This window comes from Bradyrhizobium acaciae, from assembly GCF_020889785.1.
GTDB classification, from domain to species: domain Bacteria; phylum Pseudomonadota; class Alphaproteobacteria; order Rhizobiales; family Xanthobacteraceae; genus Bradyrhizobium; species Bradyrhizobium acaciae.
On the sequence record NZ_JACMYK010000008.1, the window covers coordinates 57,347 to 73,987 of the forward strand.

Below are 16,641 nucleotides of genomic sequence, written 5' to 3' on the forward strand. Positions count from 1 at the left end.
AGTCGAAGCGAATGGCAACCAATCCATTCGCTGAATTTTCGCTTGAACGCGCGATCGGCTTGCGCTGGACTCTCCGCGATATCCAGGCTCGCAGGCTCAAATTGTCACCGGTCAGCGACGAGGATCTGCGCCTCCTCACGGAGCTGGGCCTGGTCGAACTGCACGACGACGAGCCTGCGCTGACCGAGGCGGGAGCCGCGGTGCTGGGCGACTAAAAGGGCCGCAGCCTAGCGCGCGTTCAGGAAGCTTTCGCCGGAGTTGCACGGCGTGCACTGATAGGTCAGCACGTCGTAGACTTGGTCGCGCGGCTCGATCAGAGCGAGCCGCATTTGTGCGCCGCACTTCATGCACGGCATCTCTATGCTGGTCTTGAATCGGGTGCAGGTCGGTGTTGGACGAACGGCGCGCAGCATCGGATCCCCTTATTCCCCAAGAGACGCGAACGCGACCAACAACGAGGCCGAATCATTATGCCACAGTGCTGACATGATTGGAATCGGCCGCGGCGTGGTTTGGTCGCGGCTAGGTAATTTTTCCTCGATAGTCGGAGCGAGTGAGGTCCGTCCCTGGTCGGCGATACGGCGCTGACGGCGTCGCAAACTATGCTAACCTCATTGGACGCTTATTGCAGGGGCGCGATCATGATTGAACCGAAGCTTGAAGTTCCCGCGGAGTTGCGCGATCTCGCGGAAAAGACCATCGACCAGGCCGAACAGGCCTTCAGCCTGTTCTTTGATGCCGCGAGCAAGTCGATGACGGCGATGCCGGGTACGGGTACCGAGATTTCCAAGCAGGCGCTGTCGTTCACCGAGCAGAACATGAAGGCGGCGTTCGAGCATGCGCGCAAGCTCGTGCATGCGACCGATCTGCAGGAGGCGATGCGGATCCAGTCGGAATTCCTGCGCAGCCAGTTCACCAATGCCGGCGAACATATGCGACAGATCAGCGGAAGCGTGATGTCCGCGACCAAAGACGCGGCGAAGGGGAAATTCTAGCGCGGCCTTCGCAGCGCATCGGCGACTAGCGTCGGCGCGCGACAGCGAAGCCGAGCAGAAACGCGACAAACAGGCTTGCGAGCGGCGCTTCGCGCGTGACCGCGCTCACCGTGGCCAGGGTTCCGCCTGGCCGGCGCGAGCTTGCGATCGCCTCGATGAGGCGATCGGTGGCCGCTCGAAGTCCATCCGACACCTCTGTGATGGTGCGCGAAACGTCTGTCGCGGTGTCGATTGCTCGCTCACCGAGTGTGGGCTGAAGTGGGGATTCCGGTGTTTCGGTGCTCATGTGCCGTGGTGCCGCCATTTCACTGAAGGCCAAGGTGACCATCGCCTCGGGTCATCCGCGCGTGCGCGCGCTTTGAGCAACGGCTGACGGCCACATATCGTGAAAATTCAGCAGCCATGGATTGGTTCCACCGGCATGCCTCGCTTTCTCTCGGGGAACTGGAAACTTGCACGCGGGGCGCGGCTTGTCTCCACGGAGGAGATGATGATGAGAGTGCATGCGCATGGCATAGCGGATGGCTATTCGGTCAAGCAGCGAAACCGGCATGGTGGTACGCCGCTGTTGATTGCAGCCGTGGTTGCGATCCTCGGTGTGTTGGGAATGCTCATCGTCGACCACGGTCCGTGGAGCAAGCCGAAGGTGCAGCCGGCCGCTTCCGCCAACTATTCAACGACCGGCGAGGCAGCACGCGCTGCCGGTGCGAGGGTGATGCCGACCGAGCCAAAGGCGCCGATTGAGCCGGCTCCACCGGGTCCCAAGCCCGCTCAACCGGCTAACCCGATCCCTGCGCAATGATGCGAGGCGTCGATGCACCCGGCACAAAGGGCGGAGATAGACTCGTCGGGCAAATCAGCGGCACAAAATCATCGTCGGCAATACCGCTGGTGATCAGCGAACGCTGACGAGCATGCCCCACGCCGCAGCGAACCCCGCGCCGACGAGTACGAGCACCGGACTGTCGCAGAAGATGCCGCCATACTGGCACATGGTGGTACCCATCGAACCGATCTCATGATGGCCCGCGGCGTAGAACAGGCCGGACAGGACCGCGAGCACGGCAGCAACGAAATACATCGGCGCTTCCTCCTAGCAATTACACTACGGCACGGGTCGACCGACGCGAGCCAAAACTGTCCTGAGGTCGATCAATTGTAAGCTGCTTTGTCCCTTGACGCGTCGGGCAACTCAGCGGCACACTGACATCATCGCAACAAGCATAAGGCGATCGGCGCCGGCTCGTGTTGCGATTCCCGGATCAGACCCAGACTTTCGGTCAAGGCGGTTTCTCACCGTCGAAGCCGATGCATCATATTTTACCGATCGTATTCAGCTCGCAAAAAGGGTTTGACACGTCGGGCAACTCAGGGACATAATCCGAAAATCAGAAATTGTTGAGCCCGCGCGGAGCAATCCGCGGCGGGCTTTTTCTTTGCCGTTTCACCAATCGGACGGCGGCCGCACCGTCACGACGCCACATCCTCCCAGCCCGTTGCCTGAGCGTCGCAAGCGAGCCGCCGTCCGAACCTCTTGAACAATCACGAATTGGCCGGTGCGCGCGAACGCACCGGCCCTGCGGCGCGGCGAAAGCCGGCGCCGCTCGCGGCCCCACTCGTCAGGGATAAGGTTCGCGCCCCAAAGATCGCCGCCCGCTGCGCGATCTGCCGCACATTCATTCCATGGCCGCATCGCGCGGACCGCCCGACAACGAGGTTTTGCATGACCGCCTATTTGATGTCGCTCGCGCTGGCGGGCCTGGTTGCCATTGCTGTGTGGGAGACCGCAGCATGAGCGCCGAAATCATTCAGTTCATCCCCCGTCGGCGTTCACGTCCCGACCTCGAGCGGACGGACTTTCCAACAATCGCATTTCGTTCGGCACTACCTGATCCCGAGACGGACTGCATCGATACCGCCCCGAGTGAATTTCTCCCGTCCGATTGGCAGGAGAAGTGAGTGGCCAAGACGATTACACAAATCCGGTCGCTTGCGAGGAGTCATACGAGAAGCGCGCTCAATATTTTCTCAGCCAATAACTTTATCCGACAAGGGTATAGGCTCTTCGAACCTGTCTCGCCCTGGGCATGGCAGCACACGCTGTATTGGCGGAAGGAGCTCGGCTAGATCCTGTGAGGCGGGTGGGCTGACGCAAAAAAGCGACGACATGGAGCGCCCGGTGGCCGAATAGCCACCGGGCGCTTTTTGCGTTTTGAGCCAGTGATTGCAGCCCTCCATAGGCAGCGATTCGCGGGAGCTTCGAACTCGCATTGAATCCTGGCGAGAGAGTTGTCAGTATCGCCGGACCCGAGCGAACGAAGCATCGCTGCGAGCGCTTCTTCAATGGGCCCGACGCAGCGGCTGCCGCGCTTCCCTGATCGTCGATTTCACCGGATTCAGCTCTGCCGTCTTGATCTCTGGTGATCGATCGATAAACTGACCCGCACGGCTCGATCGCACGCGCAAATGTCCTGGAGATCGAAACGAAGGAAGAGACCATGGTTGAGGTTCGCCGCGGGCTCGACGCGAAGGTGCCAGCAAGTCCAGATATGGAACGCTATTCGGTCATGGTCGCACGAGCCGGAGCGCTTGCTCCGGCCTTGCGTGAACGCGCGCCGCGGACCGAAGAGTTGCGCCGCTTGCCGCCGGAAACCGCGCGGGATCTGCACGACAGCGGCCTCTTCCGGATCCTGCAGCCCAAGCGCGTCGGGGGCAGCGAACTCGACTATGTTGCCTTGGTCGACTGCGCCGAGGCCCTGGGGCAGGGCGATGCTTCGGTTTCCTGGAACTTTGCCAATCTGGCAAGTCACCACTGGATGCTCGGCATGTTCGCGCCCGAGGCGCAGAGCGCGGTGTGGGGCGAAGATCCGAACACGCTGATCGCTTCCTCTTTTGTCTTTCCGGCAGGCCGGGCCAGGAAGGCAAGTGGCGGATATGTCCTGAGTGGTCATTGGCCGTTCTCGTCAGGAGTGGAAGCTTGCGGATGGAACATGCTCGCGAGCGTCGTTGCTTCGGACGACGAGGCCGATGGTGTCGAGTATCGACTATTCCTGCTGAACAGACGAGATTACAGCATCGACGATACCTGGAATGCGGCTGGTTTGCGCGGAACCGGATCGAACGATGTGCGGGTGACTGACGCATTCGTTCCCGAGCACATGACGGTTGCCGTCAGTGAACTTGCCGGTGGTGCGACGCCGGGCAGTGTCGTCAATCCGAATGCGCTCTACATGCTACCGGTATTTTCGTTGTTCCCCTACGTGCTGTCTGGAGTCGGTCTCGGGAATGCCAAGGCTTGTCTTGACGACTATGTCGAGATCGCGCGGCATCGCGCCTCGACCTATAACCGGGCCAAGATCGGGGACCTGCAGAGTACCCAGATCAAGATTGCCGAGGCATCGGCGAAGATAGATGCCGCGCGGCTGATCATGCGCACGAACTGCGTTGACGTGCTTGCGGAGGTCCGGCGTGGAGATATCCCGAGCATTGCGGCGAAGACGAAGCTCCGGCGCGATGGCGCGTTTGCGGTCAATCTGTGCACGGAAGCGGTGTCTGTTCTATTTGCGGCGAGCGGCGCGCGCAGCCTGTTCACCTCGGGTGCATTGCAGCGCCAGTTCCGCGATGCGCATGCGGTGAACTCGCATCTCGCCTTCAATTTCGATGCGGCTGGCACCAATTACGGGCGGGTGGCTCTCGGGCTGCCGTCTGAAAACCTGACGCTTTGAGGTCAGCGGGATGTCCGACTCGCCCAAGCACCCGCCGGATCCAGCCAGTGAGCTCTCGAGCGACAGCTCGACGATTGATCCTCGTGACTTCCGCAATGCGCTTGGTACGTTTGCGACCGGTGTGACGATCGTTACGGCGATGTCACTCGAAGGGCGACCGTACGGGATTACTTGCAATTCGTTTGCGTCGGTGTCGCTCAATCCGCCGCTGGTGTTGTGGAGCCTGGGGACATTTTCGCAGGGGTTGGCCACCTTCCAAAATGCCAGCCATTTCACGGTCAACGTTCTTGATGCGTCGCAGCAGGCGCTGGCGATGCAATTTGCCAAATCGTCGGGTGACAAGTTCGCGGGCGTGAGCTGGACACCAGGTCTCGGGAATGCGCCTGTGCTTGCCGGCGTGGTCGCAAATTTCCAATGCCGTGCTGCAAACCGCTACTATGGTGGAGATCACGTCATTTTCCTGGGCGCGGTGGAAGCTTACGCTTACAACCGGAACAGTCCGCTGTTGTTCGCGCGGGGAGGCTTTGGCAGGTTCCTGGCTGACGCTGGTGACAAGGCATCATGAATCGAAAGACGCCGGGCAAGCGCGTTCGTGCCAAGCAGAGGCGACTATCAGCTGACGATCGTCGCAATGAGTTCGTCGCCAAGGCAACCGAGCTCTTTGCGGAGGAAGGATTTGGCGGTGGAACGCGTGCGCTCGCTCGGAAGCTCGGTGTGACCCAGCCGCTGCTCTATCGCTACTTTCCGAGCAAGGACGATCTCATCAAAGAGGTCTACCGCAAGGTATATCTTGAGCCCCTTGAAATCGGTTGGGAGAGGTTGCTGTCGGATCGATCGCGCCCACTCCGCGCGCGGCTTCAGGAATTCTACGAGATCTATACGGATGCGATCTTCAACCGAAAATGGCTGAGAATCTATCTCTACTCCGGCCTGAAGGGCCTCGATATCAATCGTTGGTATGTCGGCATGGTCAAGGACAAGATCCTGACCCGAATTCTCAGGGAGTGCCGCCACGACGCCGGCCTTGCGACGCAGAGCAGGCCCGGCGCCGCGGAACTGGAGCTGGCCTGGGTGTTTCACGGCGGCATTTTCTATTATGGCGTGCGCAAGTACATCTACGAAGCGCCAGTCCTGGAAGACAAGGCGCAAATGATCAGCGATGCGCTGGATATCTTCCTCGCTGGATTCGAGAGGATGGCGGAGAGCGCGACCGATCGTCGGCGGACGCCGGTCAAGGTCGTCGGCTGAGCCGCGCTACCTTGTCGCCATCTGACCCCGATACCAGTCTCCGATCTCGCTCGCCGTCATCAGCGCCACGCCGTCGTGACTGATGACGTAATCGAGCAAGGCCTCCAGGTACTTGATTCGATGCGGCACTCCCGTGATATAAGGATGCACGGAGATCGCCATGATCCGAGCGTTCTCCGCACCTTCGAGGTACAGCCGATCGAATTGGTCGGTGCAGCGCGTCAGGAACTGCTCCGATGGAAGGTGCTGTAGCGCGTGAATGACGATATCGTTGGTCTCGACGGAATAGGGAATCGTCGTCACCGTTCCGTGCGGCGTGGCGATGTCCTGAGGTAGATCGTCAATTACCCAATCGGCCACGTATTCGATTCCGTTGAGCCGCAGGAGATCGAGAGTCTCTTCAGTCTCGGTCAAGCCCGGGCTCTCCCATGACCGCGGTGGCTTACCGGTAAATCCGGCAATGGTGTCGACCGCATGCTTGATTGCATCCGCCTGGTTTTCCAGCTTGTGCATCGGACCCTGCACGAACCCATGGCCCATGAACTCGAAGCCCGCCTCTAGCGCCGCAGATGCCACGCGTGGATAGCTGTTGCAGACATTGGCGTTCGCAGCCAGCGTCACCGGTATCTTGCGATCGGTGAATGCCTTGAACTGTCGCCAGAAGCCGGCGCGCATGCCGTATTCATGCCACGACCAGTTCGGCACGTCGGGCAGCAGAGGTTGGCCCATCGGTGGGCTCAGCACGGTACGCGGCATCGCGCTCCCGATGCGCCACTCCTCGACATTGAGGATAACCCAGACGGCAAGCTTCTTGCCGTGAGGCAATGTCAGTTTCGGTCGATCGACCTGTGCCTGATAGGGAATGCGATCAGTAAAGCTCATATCGAAACTCCCTGGATCACGCCGCTGATCCGGCAGCAGCGGCATTGATCCGCGGCAGAACCTTCTCGGCCATCAGGATCATCGATTGACGGCCGAGCTCGCGGTCTTTCCAGTCCTTGCCGGCATACAGCAGGGTGCCGAAGGTGCCGGTCTCGTCCTGGAACGCCAGCACTTGATCGGCCACGCTTTCGGGGGTGCCGTAGATGACCAGCTTGTTGCAGATAGACTCCAGCGTAACTTCAGCATCAGGTTGGTCGCGACGGGTCTTGAACAGTTCGAGCCGGCCGCTGCGCTTCAGCTTCGTGAACAGCTGGTGATAATAGTAGACGTAGGGACTATCGGAGGACGTGGCATACGCCTTCGCCGTTGCGGCGTCCTTTGCCACGAACACGCTTTTGGCCACGCGCCAATTGGCGGTGTCGACGGCCCGGTTCGCACGCTCGCAACCCTCGACATATTTGGGCCAGTGACTCTTTACCCAGGCAGGCATCAGGAAGTTTGCCGAGATCGGATCCCAGCCGCGTGCGGCGGCCTCCGTGACGCCCTTTGAGAACGGTGCGACCGCGGTCACCACGATCGGCGGGTGAGGCGCCTGCAAGGGGCGAGCTACGATCCCCTGGCCGATGTCCTCGATCAGAGTTCTCTTCACTGAGACGTTCCAGTATTTGCCCTGCAGATCGTAGGGCGGCTTGCCGGCCCAGATATCAAGAACCTGATTGATCGCCTCGAGGAACATGGCATTGCGGTCGGCATCGAGATTGCCGAAAACCTCTGCGTCGGACAGCAATCCGCCGGGGCTTATGCCAAATATGAAGCGGCCATCAAGCATGTGATCAAGCATGGCGACAGATGCGGCGACCGCCGCCGGGTGAGTGTTCGGCATGTTGATGGTGCCGGTTCCAAGCTTGATCTGCTTGGTTGCGGCTGCGAGCCAGGCAATGAACGCGATGCTGGAGGTGATGTTCTCGGCTTTGTCGGTGACATGCTCGCCGACATACGCCTCGGTGAAACCGAGTTCATCCGCGAGCAGGAAGGCCTCTCGATCCTCGCGGAGCGATTGCCGCCAATCCTTGTCGAGGGGGTGGATCGGCATCGTAAAGAACCCGAGCTTCAAGATCCGCCTCCCTGCGCGTTGAACTTTAGTTGGCAGGAAACCTGCGTCCTTCCCGAGTCGAAGACAAGCCCTGCCACACAAATAATCACTCGATAAACAAACTTGACCTTTGACGAGGGCGGCCCTCTAATCGGGCAAACCAAAATTGGGCCCGGGAGGCCACGCCCACATGAAAGCTGTGGCTTTCGCCTACGCCCGCGCGACCAGCGTCGTGAATGCACTGGAGTTGCTTGCCGCGCACGGTGACAAGGCGAAGGTTCTGTCGGGTGGCCAGAGCCTGATGCCGGCGATGAACCTGCGACTCCTCTCCCCGGACATTCTGATCGATATCGGTGGCCTCGCCGAGTTGCGCGGTATCGCTGTGAGGGGAGACGTACTGGTCGTTGGCGCCTTGACCCGGCACGTCGACCTGCTCGGATCGCCGGAGATTGCACTGCACGCGCCGCTGTTGCGGGATGCCGTTGCCCACGTCGCCCACCCCGCAATTCGCAATCGCGGAACGATTGGCGGTAGCCTTGCTCACGCCGATCCTGCATCGGAATTGCCTGCCTGTGTTCTAGCACTTGACGCCACGATCGTTGTTCGCGGCCCGGCCGGCGAGCGCCGGATTGCGGCGACTGAATTCTTCAAGGGAATCTACGAGACGGCGCTGTCTCCGGACGAGCTGCTGGTCGCGGTCGAGGTGCCAGTCGCAGGCCAAGGCACAGCATTTTTCTTTCAGGAGTATGCCCGACGGCATGGCGATTACGCCATCGTTGGTCTTGCCGCGTGTGCTGTCGTTGCCGCCAGTAGCTTTTCGGATCTTCGGCTCGGCTTCTTTGCGGTTGGCGACAGGCCGGTACTTGCAGCGGCTGCCGGCAAGCTGATCAATGCATCGGTAACGCCGGCCTTGCTTGCGGAGGCTACGGCCGCGCTGGCCGACGAACTCGATCCGCAGGAAGACCAGCAGGCTACTGCGGCCATGCGACGACATCTCGCTGCCGCCTTGCTCCGGCGCTGTGCGGCCGCGTTGCTTGCGCGGCCCGAACTGGAAAAGGGAGCGACGAGGTGAGTGCTCCGGTATCAGTCTCGCTTCTGGTCAACGGCGAACCCATCGATGCGGTTGTTTTGCCTCGGCTCAATCTCGCTGACTTCATCCGGGAGCATCTCAAGCTAACTGGAACCCACGTCGGTTGTGAGCACGGCGTCTGTGGCGCCTGCACCGTCCGGGTTGATGGCGAGATCGTTCGCTCCTGCCTGATGCTGACGGTGCAGGCGCAGGGCGCGTCAGTCGAGACGATCGAGGGGCTGTCTGATAGCGGTGAAATTGCCGATCTTCAGGCCGCATTTCGCGAACGCAATGCTTTGCAGTGTGGCTACTGCACGCCTGGCATGCTGATGACAGCGCAGGATCTGTTGAAGCATGTGTCCATGCCTGATCGTCCGGCGATCCGCGAGCATCTTTCCGGCAACTATTGCCGCTGCACCGGCTATCAGGCCATCGTGGACGCTGTCGAGGCGACGGCCAGGACGCGCGCGGAGCGGCGCGCATGACGGTGACCCGGCCGCCAGCAGGCATGCTTTCGGTGCTCGATCGCCCGAATTCCTATATCGGCAAGACGGTGCCGCGGCCGAACCTCGACAGGTTGCTGCAAGGGCGCGGACAATATGTCAGCGACCTGGAATTGCCGCGGATGGCGCACGTGGTTTTTCTAAGGTCGCCGTATGCCCACGCCAAAATCGTGGCGATCGATGCCGACGTAGCGAAGCGCATGTCCGGTGTCATTTCCATCGTCACGGGGCGTGAACTTGAGGCTGTCATCACGCCATGGGTCGGTGTGCTCTCGCATCTGAAGGGATTGAAGTCGGCGCCGCAGCATGCGATCGCGGTCGACCGGGCCTGCTGGCAGGGTGAGGCGGTTGCCGCGATTGTGGCAACAAGCCGGGCCGCAGCGGAAGATGCCATGGAGCATATTTCCGTCGACTACGAGGAGCTCGAGGCGGTCACGGACATGCGCACGGCGCTCGATCCGGCAACGCATGTCATTCACCCCTCGCTCGGCGACAATCTTGCCTTTGAACGGACCCTCAATGCCGGCGACGTCGACCATGCGTTGTTGGGGTCCGAGGTCGTCGAGGCCGACTTCGTATTCGGTCGCCACACCGGCGTGACGCTAGAACCGCGGGCGGTCGTTGCCGACTGGAGTGCGGCCGAGGGGCGGCTCACGATCTATCAGGGCACGCAGGCGCCTCACATGGTGCAGAACATCGCGGCCCTGCATCTCGGATTGAGGGAAGCGCAGGTCCGGGTGATCTGCAAGGACGTTGGCGGCTCGTTCGGCATCAAAGTTCATATCTACGCCGACGAGATGGCGACCTACGCGCTGTCCAAGCTGCTACGGCGGCCGATCAAGTTCGTGGCCGACCGCGTCGAGAGCTTCAACACCGATATTCACGCCCGCGATCATCGATGCAGGGGGCGGATCGGCGTCCGACCGGACGGAACGATCACGGCCTTCGAGATCGACGACCTGACCGGGATCGGTCCCTATTCGATGTATCCGCGCACCAGCGCCATCGAGGCAAATCAGGTGGTCAATCTGGTCGGTGGGCCCTATCTCACCCCGAACTATCGGGCGCGGGCGCGGGTCGTCTTCCAGAATAAGAATGTCATGTGCCAGTACCGGGCGGTCGGACACCCGATTGCCTGTTCGGTCACCGAAGGGCTGGTTGACCTTGCCGCAGCCAGGATCGGCATGGACCCTGTCGAGATCCGCCGGCGCAACTTGATCGCCGACGATGCCTATCCCTGTGCATCACCGTCGGGCATGAAATTCGAGCAGCTCTCGCATCACGCCTCGTTGGCCAAGCTGCTTCAGATGATGGACTACGATGCATTGCGCGCCGAGCAAGCGGCCTTGCGCGCCAAAAACGTTCACCGCGGTATCGGAATAGCCAGCTTCATCGAGGTGACCAATCCCAGCGCGGCCTTTTACGGCGTCGGCGGTGCGAAAATATCGTCGCAGGACGGCGTTGCGGTTCGGCTCGACGCGCAGGGGTCGGTGATCTGCCAGACCAGCATCACGGAGCAAGGACAGGGATCGGAATCGTTGACGGCTCAGATCGTGGGCAGCGTGCTCGGCGTTTCGATGGATCGGGTCCGCGTGACCTTGGGCGACACCGACAATACGCCCTACGGCGGCGGCACCTGGGCCTCGCGCGGTGCCGGCATCGGCGGCGAAGCCGCGTTGCAGGCTGCCAAGGCCTTGCGTCAGAATATCCTGGATGTCGCCGCGGCCATCCTACAATCGACGCCGGCCGAGCTCGATATCGTCACCAACAGCATCATCAATGCCGGCGACGGCGCGCCACGCATGGAGCTGAACGAGCTGGCGCGGATCGTCTATTTCCGACCGGACACCCTCCCGCCAGGTATCCAGCCTGAGTTGATGGCGACCCGCCATTTCGTTCCGCGCCAATATCCCTTTGCGTTCACCAATGGAATTCAGGCCTCCTGGCTGGAGATCGACACCGACACCGGGTTCGTGACGCTGCTGAAACATTGGGTTGTCGAAGACTGCGGCACCATCATCAATCCGCAGCTGGTCGACGAGCAGATCCGGGGCGGGGTGGTGCAGGGGCTCGGCGCAGCGTTGTTCGAGAAATGCATCTATGACGAGCGCGGTCAGCTGACCAACGCCAACATGGCGGACTACCTGGTCCCGATGTCCGGCGAGATGCCCGATATCGACATCGGTCACGTGGTGTCCCCGACGCGGGAATCGGAGTTGGGAGCCAAGGGAGCGGGTGAGGCGGGTACGGCTGGTGCGGCAGCTGCGGTTGCCAACGCGGTTAACGACGCGCTCCGTCCGTTTGGCACAAAAATTACCGAGATTCCGCTGACGCCTCAGGTTATCCTGACGGCCTTGGGACGAATCTGAGGTGGAGACGTTCCGGGCAAAGACAATACGATAAGCAAAACACAGACAGTTCTTGGGGAGGAATAGTCATGACGAAGAAGGTCACTAAAGCTGGATCGATATCGCGGCGTCGTCTGCTGACGACGGCAAGCGCCGGCGCCGTTCTTGCCGTCTCGCCGTTTCGCATCAATCTGCTGCAGGCCGAGGAGGCGCCCATCAAGATCGGCTTCCCCGTTCCCTTGACCGGACCGTATGGCGCCGAGGCCCAAGACCAGGTGCGGGCGGGCCAGCTCGCCGTTGCCCAATTCAATGATGCCGGTGGTCTCAACGGCCGCAAGGCCGAGCTCGTCGTGCGCGACGACAAGCTCAATCCGGGCGAGGCGGCGACGCGGACGTTGGAGCTGGTCGAGAAGGAGAAGGTGAATTTCGTCGTCGGCAGCCTGTCCGCGGCGGTTCAGCTCGCGATCAATAACGTCACCAAAGAGCGCGGCGTCATCTTCAATTCGATCAGCCAGTCCGATGCCATCAACGAGGCGGCGGACTTCAGCAAATACACATTCCATGAAGCGTTGAACCCGCACATGACGTCGGGCGCGGTCGGTCGCTACGCCTTCACCAAATTCGGCAAGAAGGTTGCGTTTCTGACGGCAGATTACGCTTATGGCCACGAAATGGTTCGCGGCTTCCTCGAGGTCGGCAAGGAGTTCAACATCGAGAACCTCGGTGACATCCGTCATCCGCTGGGAACGACCGACTTCTCCACTTTGCTGCCCCGTCTCCAGGCGCTGAAGCCCGACATTCTCTGCATCAGCAATTTCGGCCGCGACCAGCAAATCGCGCTGAAGCAGGCGACCGACTTCGGCATCAAGAAATCGATCCAGATCATTGCACCGCTGCTCTCGCATGCCAGCCGCGTCGCAGCCGGGCCTCAGGCATTCGAAGGCGTTGTCGGCGGCTGCTCGTTCTATTGGGGCATCGAGGATAAATTCGCCTCGACCAAGACGTTCAACGAAGCATTCCGCAAGATGTATGACGGCAAGCTTCCGACCGATTACGGCGCGCTCGGCTATGGTGGCGTTCGGGCCGTGCTCGAGGCGGTCAAGGGAGCCGGCAGCGTCGAGACCGATAAGGTCGTCGCTGCGCTGGAGGCGCTGAAGTACGACTACTACAAGGGACCGCAGTATTATCGCAAATGCGACCACCAGTCGGTGCAGTCGGTGCTCGTGATCAAGTCGAAGTCCAAGGACATGAAGAACGAGTCCGATGTGTTCGAGGTCCTGTCGACCGAAGAACCCAATGAGAAGTACCTGCGTTCGTGCGAGGCGCTCGGTCATAAGAGCTGAGCCATGCGCCGACGCACGCCGCGGGGCGGTGCGCGTCGTGCCGAGGGGGACAAATGGCGGGCCTGAGCTTTGACTTGATCGCGCTGCAATTGTTTGCCGGGCTCGCGCTCGGCGCAATCTACGTGCTGTTTGCGATCGGCCTCTCGCTGATCTTCGGGATGCTGACGGTCGTCAACTTCGCTCACGGTGCCTTCTATATGGTCGGCGCCTATGTCGGGCTCTATCTGATATCGATCGGCGGCAATTTCTGGATCTGCCTCGTGGCTGTACCGATTGTGATCGGACTGTTCGGCCTTGCCGTCGAGCGCGTGCTGATCCGGCCGCTCTACGGCCGCGGCATCGACTATCCGCTGCTGCTGACGTTCGGGCTCAGCTACGTGATGGTCGAATGCGTTCGCATTGCCTTTGGCAAGACTGGCTATCCTTTCGACACGCCCGACGTCTTGCAGGGCGCCGTCGATATCGGCGTCGGCTATTTCCCGCTCTACCGCCTGTTCGTGATAGGCGCGACGGCCGTTGTGCTGCTGGCGCTTTGGCTGTTTCTGGAGAAGACGAGCTACGGGCTCATTATCCGCGCCGGGGCACGCGATCCGCAAATCGTTCGCGTCCTTGGGGTCGATGTTTCCAGGGTCTGGTTGATTGTGTTCGGGATAGGTACCGCGATTGCGGGCTTTGCCGGACTGTTGGCGGCTCCGCTCCAGGGCGTCATCCCGGAGATGGGCGGCACGATCCTCGCCGAGGCTTTCGTCGTGACGGTCGTCGGGGGGATGGGTTCGATCGGCGGTGCTGTATTGGCAGGCCTGCTGGTCGGCGTGGTGGTCAGCATGACCTCGCTGTTTGCACCCGAGATGGCCAAGGTTTCGATCTTTGCCCTGATGGCGATCGTTCTGATCGTTCGTCCCCAAGGCTTCTTCGGCCGCGCCGGATTGATGAGCTGAGACCCGCATGACGGAAACTGCTCAATCGATCAAACCGCACCGTGCCACGACGGGAAGTTGGTACGAGTTCGCAACACGACACCGCGCCAGCATCGCGGCTGCGGTGATCCTGATTTTCCCGCTGGTGATGCCGTTCACGGCCTTGGCCGTGAATATCCTGATCTATGGGCTCTACGCTCTCGGTTTCAACCTTGTGTTTGGCTATCTTGGCCTTCTGTCGTTCGGTCATGCAGCGTTGTTCGGGACCGGCGCCTATCTCTGCGGCATCGCCATCGTGCACTTCGGCTGGCCGTGGTATGCGGCCATTGCGGCCGGGGTCGCCGGCGGCCTGTTGATGGCGCTGTTGATCGGCGTGCTTGCGATCAGGACCCGCGGTATCTACTTCGCGATGGTCACGATGGCGCTGTCGCAATGTGTCTATTACCTGTTCTATCAGGCCGTCGACTTGACCGGCGGCGAGAACGGGCTCCGCGGCATCAATGTCCGCACCATCGATTTGTTCGGCTTGCGGATCGACTTCATCAATCCGATGATCCGGTACTACGTCATTGCGGCTTTCGTGATCGCCGCATTCTTCGTGATGTCCCGCATTCTTGCCTCGCCCTTTGGCGCCGTCGTCGAAGCGGTGCGGGAGAACGGGGTGCGTGCCCGCGCGTCGGGCTACGACGTGACTCTGACGCGCTTGCTGACTTTCATTTTGTCGGGCGGCTTCTGCGGGCTCGCGGGCGCCTTGCAGGCCCTGCATCTGTCGATCGTTCCGATCGAGATCCTGCACTATGAGACGTCGGGCCTTGTCGTGATGATCGCCCTGCTGGGCGGGATGGGGACATTCTTCGGGCCGATGATCGGCGCCGCGGTCTTCCTGGTGCTGGAGAACATCGTTTCCGTGTGGACCGTTCATTGGCAGCTGATCGTAGGCGCCATCTTCATTGCATGCGTGCTGTTTTTCCCCGCCGGCATCTGGGGCACGTTGATTGCGCGGGGCAGACGATGAGCGCCGCAATAGGCCAAGCCGGAGAAATCATTCTGCGCACCAGTGGCGTCGGCAAGACGTTCGGCAAGTTTGTCGCGCTCAACAATATCTCGGCCGAGTTTTCGCGAGGAGCGATCACCTCCATCATCGGTCCGAACGGCGCTGGAAAGAGCACCTATTTCAATCTGCTGTGCGGCGCCTTTCCGCCCACCAAGGGCAGCGTCGAGTTCGAGGGCAGGGATGTCACGGGGCTCCCTCAGCACCGCTTTGCCCACATGGGGATCGCGAAATCCTTTCAGATCACCAGCGTGTTTCCGCAGCTCACGACGCGTGAGAACATCCGCGTCGGCCTGCAGGCGCTGGTGTCGCGATACGACATCTGGCGTCCGCGCGCACGCCTGACCGAGCTGGTCGAGCGGGCGGACGAATTGCTGGCCCTGGTCGGACTGTGGGAGTCTCGGGAACGTGCCGCCAAGACGCTGGCCCATGGCGAGCAGCGGGCACTGGAGATCGGGATGGCGCTTGCCAGCCGGCCTCGTTTGCTGCTGCTTGACGAGCCGACCGCCGGCATGAGCCCGGAAGAAACCCGGACCATGATGGATCTGATCGTGAAACTCGCAAAGGAACGCACGGTCATCCTCGTCGAGCACAAGATGAAGCTGGTGCTCGGGATCAGCGACCGGATCCTGGTGCTGCACCACGGAGAGTTGCTTGCCGAGGGGACACCACAGGAGGTTCGGCAGAACGAGGCGGTGAAGCGTGTCTATCTCGGGCAGCGGGAGCATTGAGGTGATGCTGCAGGTCAGCCAGCTCAATGCCTGGTATGGCGCAAGCCACGCTTTGCAGGACATCAGCCTCGAGGTGACCAGGGGCGAAATCGTCTGCCTGATCGGCCGCAATGGCGCCGGCAAGACGACGACGCTAAAATCGATCATGGGGCTGATGGGGCGGGCGCGCGGCTCGGTCATCTTTAAGGGCGAAGAGTTGCTGAACCGGCCGGCGCATGTGCGCTTTGCGTTGGGGCTCGCCTATGTTCCCGAAGAGCGGCGGATCGTGCAGGGGCTGTCGGTGCGGGAGAATTTGCGGCTTGGGCTGGTCGCGTCGAAGTATAAGAAACGGGAAGCCGGGCTGATCGACGAGATCGCCGTGATCTTCCCGCGACTGGCCGAGCGTATGGATCAAGAGGCGGTCACGATGTCCGGCGGCGAGCAGCAGATGCTGGCGATCGCGCGCGCGATGATCGCAAAGCCCGACCTGATCATGCTGGATGAACCGTCGGAGGGGATCATGCCGGTTCTGGTCGACGAGATGTTCGAGCTGTTCCGCAGCATGAAGGCGCAGGGAACGACGGTGCTGCTGGTCGAGCAGAACGTCGAACTCGCGCTCGGCATCGCCGATCGGGCCTATGTGCTGGATCAGGGGGCCGTCGTGCACCAGGCCTCTGCGCAGGCATTGCTCGCCGATGACGAGATCAAGGAGCGCTACTGCTCGGTGTGAGCAGGCTCTCGGATCAGCCTGCGTGCC

The 16,641-nt window shown here is 61.2% G+C and carries 20 protein-coding genes and 1 pseudogene; 16 read left to right on the plus strand and 5 right to left on the minus strand.

The window, feature by feature from the left end; all coding sequences use genetic code 11:
* Positions 1-11: 11 nt before the first annotated feature.
* Positions 12-215 carry a hypothetical protein gene (locus H8A92_RS06260; RefSeq protein ID WP_229194962.1) on the plus strand — a complete coding sequence of 68 codons (204 nt, stop codon included), beginning with the start codon at positions 12-14 and terminating at the stop codon, positions 213-215.
* A gap of 12 nt (positions 216-227) precedes the next feature.
* Here the strand turns inward: H8A92_RS06260 and H8A92_RS06265 are convergent, their stop codons facing one another.
* A complete protein-coding gene (locus H8A92_RS06265; protein WP_229194963.1) occupies positions 228-413 on the minus strand; it encodes a hypothetical protein in 186 nt (61 codons plus the stop codon).
* Positions 414-641: 228 nt separating this feature from the next.
* On the opposite strand from H8A92_RS06265, the gene H8A92_RS06270 reads away from it, so the two are divergent.
* Complete coding sequence (locus tag H8A92_RS06270) at positions 642-995, plus strand: phasin (protein WP_163158000.1); 354 nt, start codon at positions 642-644, stop codon at positions 993-995.
* A gap of 25 nt (positions 996-1,020) precedes the next feature.
* Here H8A92_RS06270 and H8A92_RS06275 read toward each other — a convergent pair whose 3' ends face one another.
* Positions 1,021-1,281, minus strand: coding sequence for a hypothetical protein (locus tag H8A92_RS06275; protein WP_229195014.1), 261 nt, complete (start codon positions 1,279-1,281; stop codon positions 1,021-1,023).
* 99 nt (positions 1,282-1,380) lie between these two features.
* On the opposite strand from H8A92_RS06275, the gene H8A92_RS06280 reads away from it, so the two are divergent.
* Complete coding sequence (locus H8A92_RS06280; protein WP_338026505.1) at positions 1,381-1,797, plus strand: hypothetical protein; 417 nt, start codon at positions 1,381-1,383, stop codon at positions 1,795-1,797.
* Positions 1,798-1,890: 93 nt separating this feature from the next.
* Here H8A92_RS06280 and H8A92_RS06285 read toward each other — a convergent pair whose 3' ends face one another.
* Complete coding sequence (locus H8A92_RS06285; protein WP_229194964.1) at positions 1,891-2,076, minus strand: hypothetical protein; 186 nt, start codon at positions 2,074-2,076, stop codon at positions 1,891-1,893.
* A 710-nt stretch (positions 2,077-2,786) separates the two neighbouring features.
* Between H8A92_RS06285 and H8A92_RS06290 the strand changes: the two genes are divergently transcribed.
* The 5 genes and pseudogenes from H8A92_RS06290 (at position 2,787) to H8A92_RS06310 (ending at position 5,968) form a co-directional block, all read left to right on the plus strand.
* Positions 2,787-2,954, plus strand: coding sequence for a hypothetical protein (locus tag H8A92_RS06290; protein WP_229181338.1), 168 nt, complete (start codon positions 2,787-2,789; stop codon positions 2,952-2,954).
* Between the two features lie 60 nt (positions 2,955-3,014).
* Positions 3,015-3,122: pseudogene (locus tag H8A92_RS06295) on the plus strand (GNAT family N-acetyltransferase); the annotation flags it as partial.
* Positions 3,123-3,544: 422 nt separating this feature from the next.
* Entirely contained in the window at positions 3,545-4,720 is a 1,176-nt protein-coding gene (locus tag H8A92_RS06300) for an acyl-CoA dehydrogenase family protein (RefSeq protein WP_420831294.1), read from the plus strand.
* Positions 4,721-4,730: 10 nt separating this feature from the next.
* Entirely contained in the window at positions 4,731-5,285 is a 555-nt protein-coding gene (locus tag H8A92_RS06305) for a flavin reductase family protein (protein ID WP_229194966.1), read from the plus strand.
* Positions 5,282-5,968 (plus strand): TetR/AcrR family transcriptional regulator, encoded by a 687-nt coding sequence (locus tag H8A92_RS06310; protein ID WP_229194967.1) that lies wholly within the window; start codon positions 5,282-5,284, stop codon positions 5,966-5,968. Before H8A92_RS06305 ends, H8A92_RS06310 begins: the two co-directional genes overlap by 4 nt.
* 6 nt (positions 5,969-5,974) lie before the next feature.
* Here H8A92_RS06310 and H8A92_RS06315 read toward each other — a convergent pair whose 3' ends face one another.
* Together H8A92_RS06315 and H8A92_RS06320 are read right to left on the minus strand one after the other, a co-directional pair.
* Positions 5,975-6,850: a polysaccharide deacetylase family protein gene (locus H8A92_RS06315; RefSeq protein ID WP_229194968.1), complete on the minus strand. Its 876-nt coding sequence runs from the start codon at positions 6,848-6,850 to the stop codon at positions 5,975-5,977.
* Positions 6,851-6,866: 16 nt separating this feature from the next.
* Positions 6,867-7,964 (minus strand): LLM class flavin-dependent oxidoreductase, encoded by a 1,098-nt coding sequence (locus tag H8A92_RS06320; RefSeq protein WP_229194969.1) that lies wholly within the window; start codon positions 7,962-7,964, stop codon positions 6,867-6,869.
* A 169-nt stretch (positions 7,965-8,133) separates the two neighbouring features.
* On the opposite strand from H8A92_RS06320, the gene H8A92_RS06325 reads away from it, so the two are divergent.
* The 8 genes from H8A92_RS06325 to H8A92_RS06360 all read left to right on the plus strand — a co-directional run bounded on the left by H8A92_RS06325 (position 8,134) and on the right by H8A92_RS06360 (position 16,614).
* A complete protein-coding gene (locus H8A92_RS06325) occupies positions 8,134-9,015 on the plus strand; it encodes an FAD binding domain-containing protein (RefSeq protein WP_229194970.1) in 882 nt (293 codons plus the stop codon).
* On the plus strand, positions 9,012-9,497 hold the full coding sequence (locus H8A92_RS06330; RefSeq protein WP_229181349.1) for a (2Fe-2S)-binding protein: 486 nt from the start codon (positions 9,012-9,014) through the stop codon (positions 9,495-9,497). The genes H8A92_RS06325 and H8A92_RS06330 overlap by 4 nt, the downstream gene beginning before the upstream one ends.
* Positions 9,494-11,884, plus strand: coding sequence for a xanthine dehydrogenase family protein molybdopterin-binding subunit (locus tag H8A92_RS06335; protein WP_229194971.1), 2,391 nt, complete (start codon positions 9,494-9,496; stop codon positions 11,882-11,884). Before H8A92_RS06330 ends, H8A92_RS06335 begins: the two co-directional genes overlap by 4 nt.
* A 68-nt stretch (positions 11,885-11,952) precedes the next feature.
* A complete protein-coding gene (locus H8A92_RS06340; RefSeq protein ID WP_229194972.1) occupies positions 11,953-13,206 on the plus strand; it encodes an ABC transporter substrate-binding protein in 1,254 nt (417 codons plus the stop codon).
* Positions 13,207-13,259: 53 nt separating this feature from the next.
* Complete coding sequence (locus tag H8A92_RS06345) at positions 13,260-14,144, plus strand: branched-chain amino acid ABC transporter permease (RefSeq protein WP_229194973.1); 885 nt, start codon at positions 13,260-13,262, stop codon at positions 14,142-14,144.
* A gap of 7 nt (positions 14,145-14,151) precedes the next feature.
* Positions 14,152-15,138, plus strand: a complete 987-nt coding sequence (locus H8A92_RS06350) for a branched-chain amino acid ABC transporter permease (protein WP_229194974.1) — start codon at positions 14,152-14,154, stop codon at positions 15,136-15,138.
* Positions 15,135-15,905: an ABC transporter ATP-binding protein gene (locus H8A92_RS06355; RefSeq protein ID WP_229195016.1), complete on the plus strand. Its 771-nt coding sequence runs from the start codon at positions 15,135-15,137 to the stop codon at positions 15,903-15,905. The genes H8A92_RS06350 and H8A92_RS06355 overlap by 4 nt, the downstream gene beginning before the upstream one ends.
* A 4-nt stretch (positions 15,906-15,909) precedes the next feature.
* The gene (locus H8A92_RS06360) at positions 15,910-16,614 is read left to right on the plus strand and encodes an ABC transporter ATP-binding protein (RefSeq protein WP_229194975.1); all 705 of its coding nucleotides are present in this window, start codon (positions 15,910-15,912) and stop codon (positions 16,612-16,614) included.
* The last annotated feature ends 27 nt before the right edge of the window (positions 16,615-16,641 follow it).

Excerpts from the sequence above, each read along its gene's own strand:
- H8A92_RS06260 (WP_229194962.1), top strand. The coding sequence starts at position 12 with ATGGCAACCAATCCATTCGCTGAATTTTCGCTTGAACGCGCGATCGGC.
- H8A92_RS06265 (WP_229194963.1), bottom strand. The coding sequence starts at position 413 with ATGCTGCGCGCCGTTCGTCCAACACCGACCTGCACCCGATTCAAGACC.
- H8A92_RS06270 (WP_163158000.1), top strand. The coding sequence starts at position 642 with ATGATTGAACCGAAGCTTGAAGTTCCCGCGGAGTTGCGCGATCTCGCG.
- H8A92_RS06275 (WP_229195014.1), bottom strand. The coding sequence starts at position 1,281 with ATGAGCACCGAAACACCGGAATCCCCACTTCAGCCCACACTCGGTGAG.
- H8A92_RS06285 (WP_229194964.1), bottom strand. The coding sequence starts at position 2,076 with ATGTATTTCGTTGCTGCCGTGCTCGCGGTCCTGTCCGGCCTGTTCTAC.
- H8A92_RS06290 (WP_229181338.1), top strand. The coding sequence starts at position 2,787 with ATGAGCGCCGAAATCATTCAGTTCATCCCCCGTCGGCGTTCACGTCCC.
- H8A92_RS06300 (WP_420831294.1), top strand. The coding sequence starts at position 3,545 with ATGGAACGCTATTCGGTCATGGTCGCACGAGCCGGAGCGCTTGCTCCG.
- H8A92_RS06305 (WP_229194966.1), top strand. The coding sequence starts at position 4,731 with ATGTCCGACTCGCCCAAGCACCCGCCGGATCCAGCCAGTGAGCTCTCG.
- H8A92_RS06310 (WP_229194967.1), top strand. The coding sequence starts at position 5,282 with ATGAATCGAAAGACGCCGGGCAAGCGCGTTCGTGCCAAGCAGAGGCGA.
- H8A92_RS06315 (WP_229194968.1), bottom strand. The coding sequence starts at position 6,850 with ATGAGCTTTACTGATCGCATTCCCTATCAGGCACAGGTCGATCGACCG.
- H8A92_RS06325 (WP_229194970.1), top strand. The coding sequence starts at position 8,134 with ATGAAAGCTGTGGCTTTCGCCTACGCCCGCGCGACCAGCGTCGTGAAT.
- H8A92_RS06335 (WP_229194971.1), top strand. The coding sequence starts at position 9,494 with ATGACGGTGACCCGGCCGCCAGCAGGCATGCTTTCGGTGCTCGATCGC.
- H8A92_RS06340 (WP_229194972.1), top strand. The coding sequence starts at position 11,953 with ATGACGAAGAAGGTCACTAAAGCTGGATCGATATCGCGGCGTCGTCTG.
- H8A92_RS06345 (WP_229194973.1), top strand. The coding sequence starts at position 13,260 with ATGGCGGGCCTGAGCTTTGACTTGATCGCGCTGCAATTGTTTGCCGGG.
- H8A92_RS06350 (WP_229194974.1), top strand. The coding sequence starts at position 14,152 with ATGACGGAAACTGCTCAATCGATCAAACCGCACCGTGCCACGACGGGA.
- H8A92_RS06355 (WP_229195016.1), top strand. The coding sequence starts at position 15,135 with ATGAGCGCCGCAATAGGCCAAGCCGGAGAAATCATTCTGCGCACCAGT.
- H8A92_RS06360 (WP_229194975.1), top strand. The coding sequence starts at position 15,910 with ATGCTGCAGGTCAGCCAGCTCAATGCCTGGTATGGCGCAAGCCACGCT.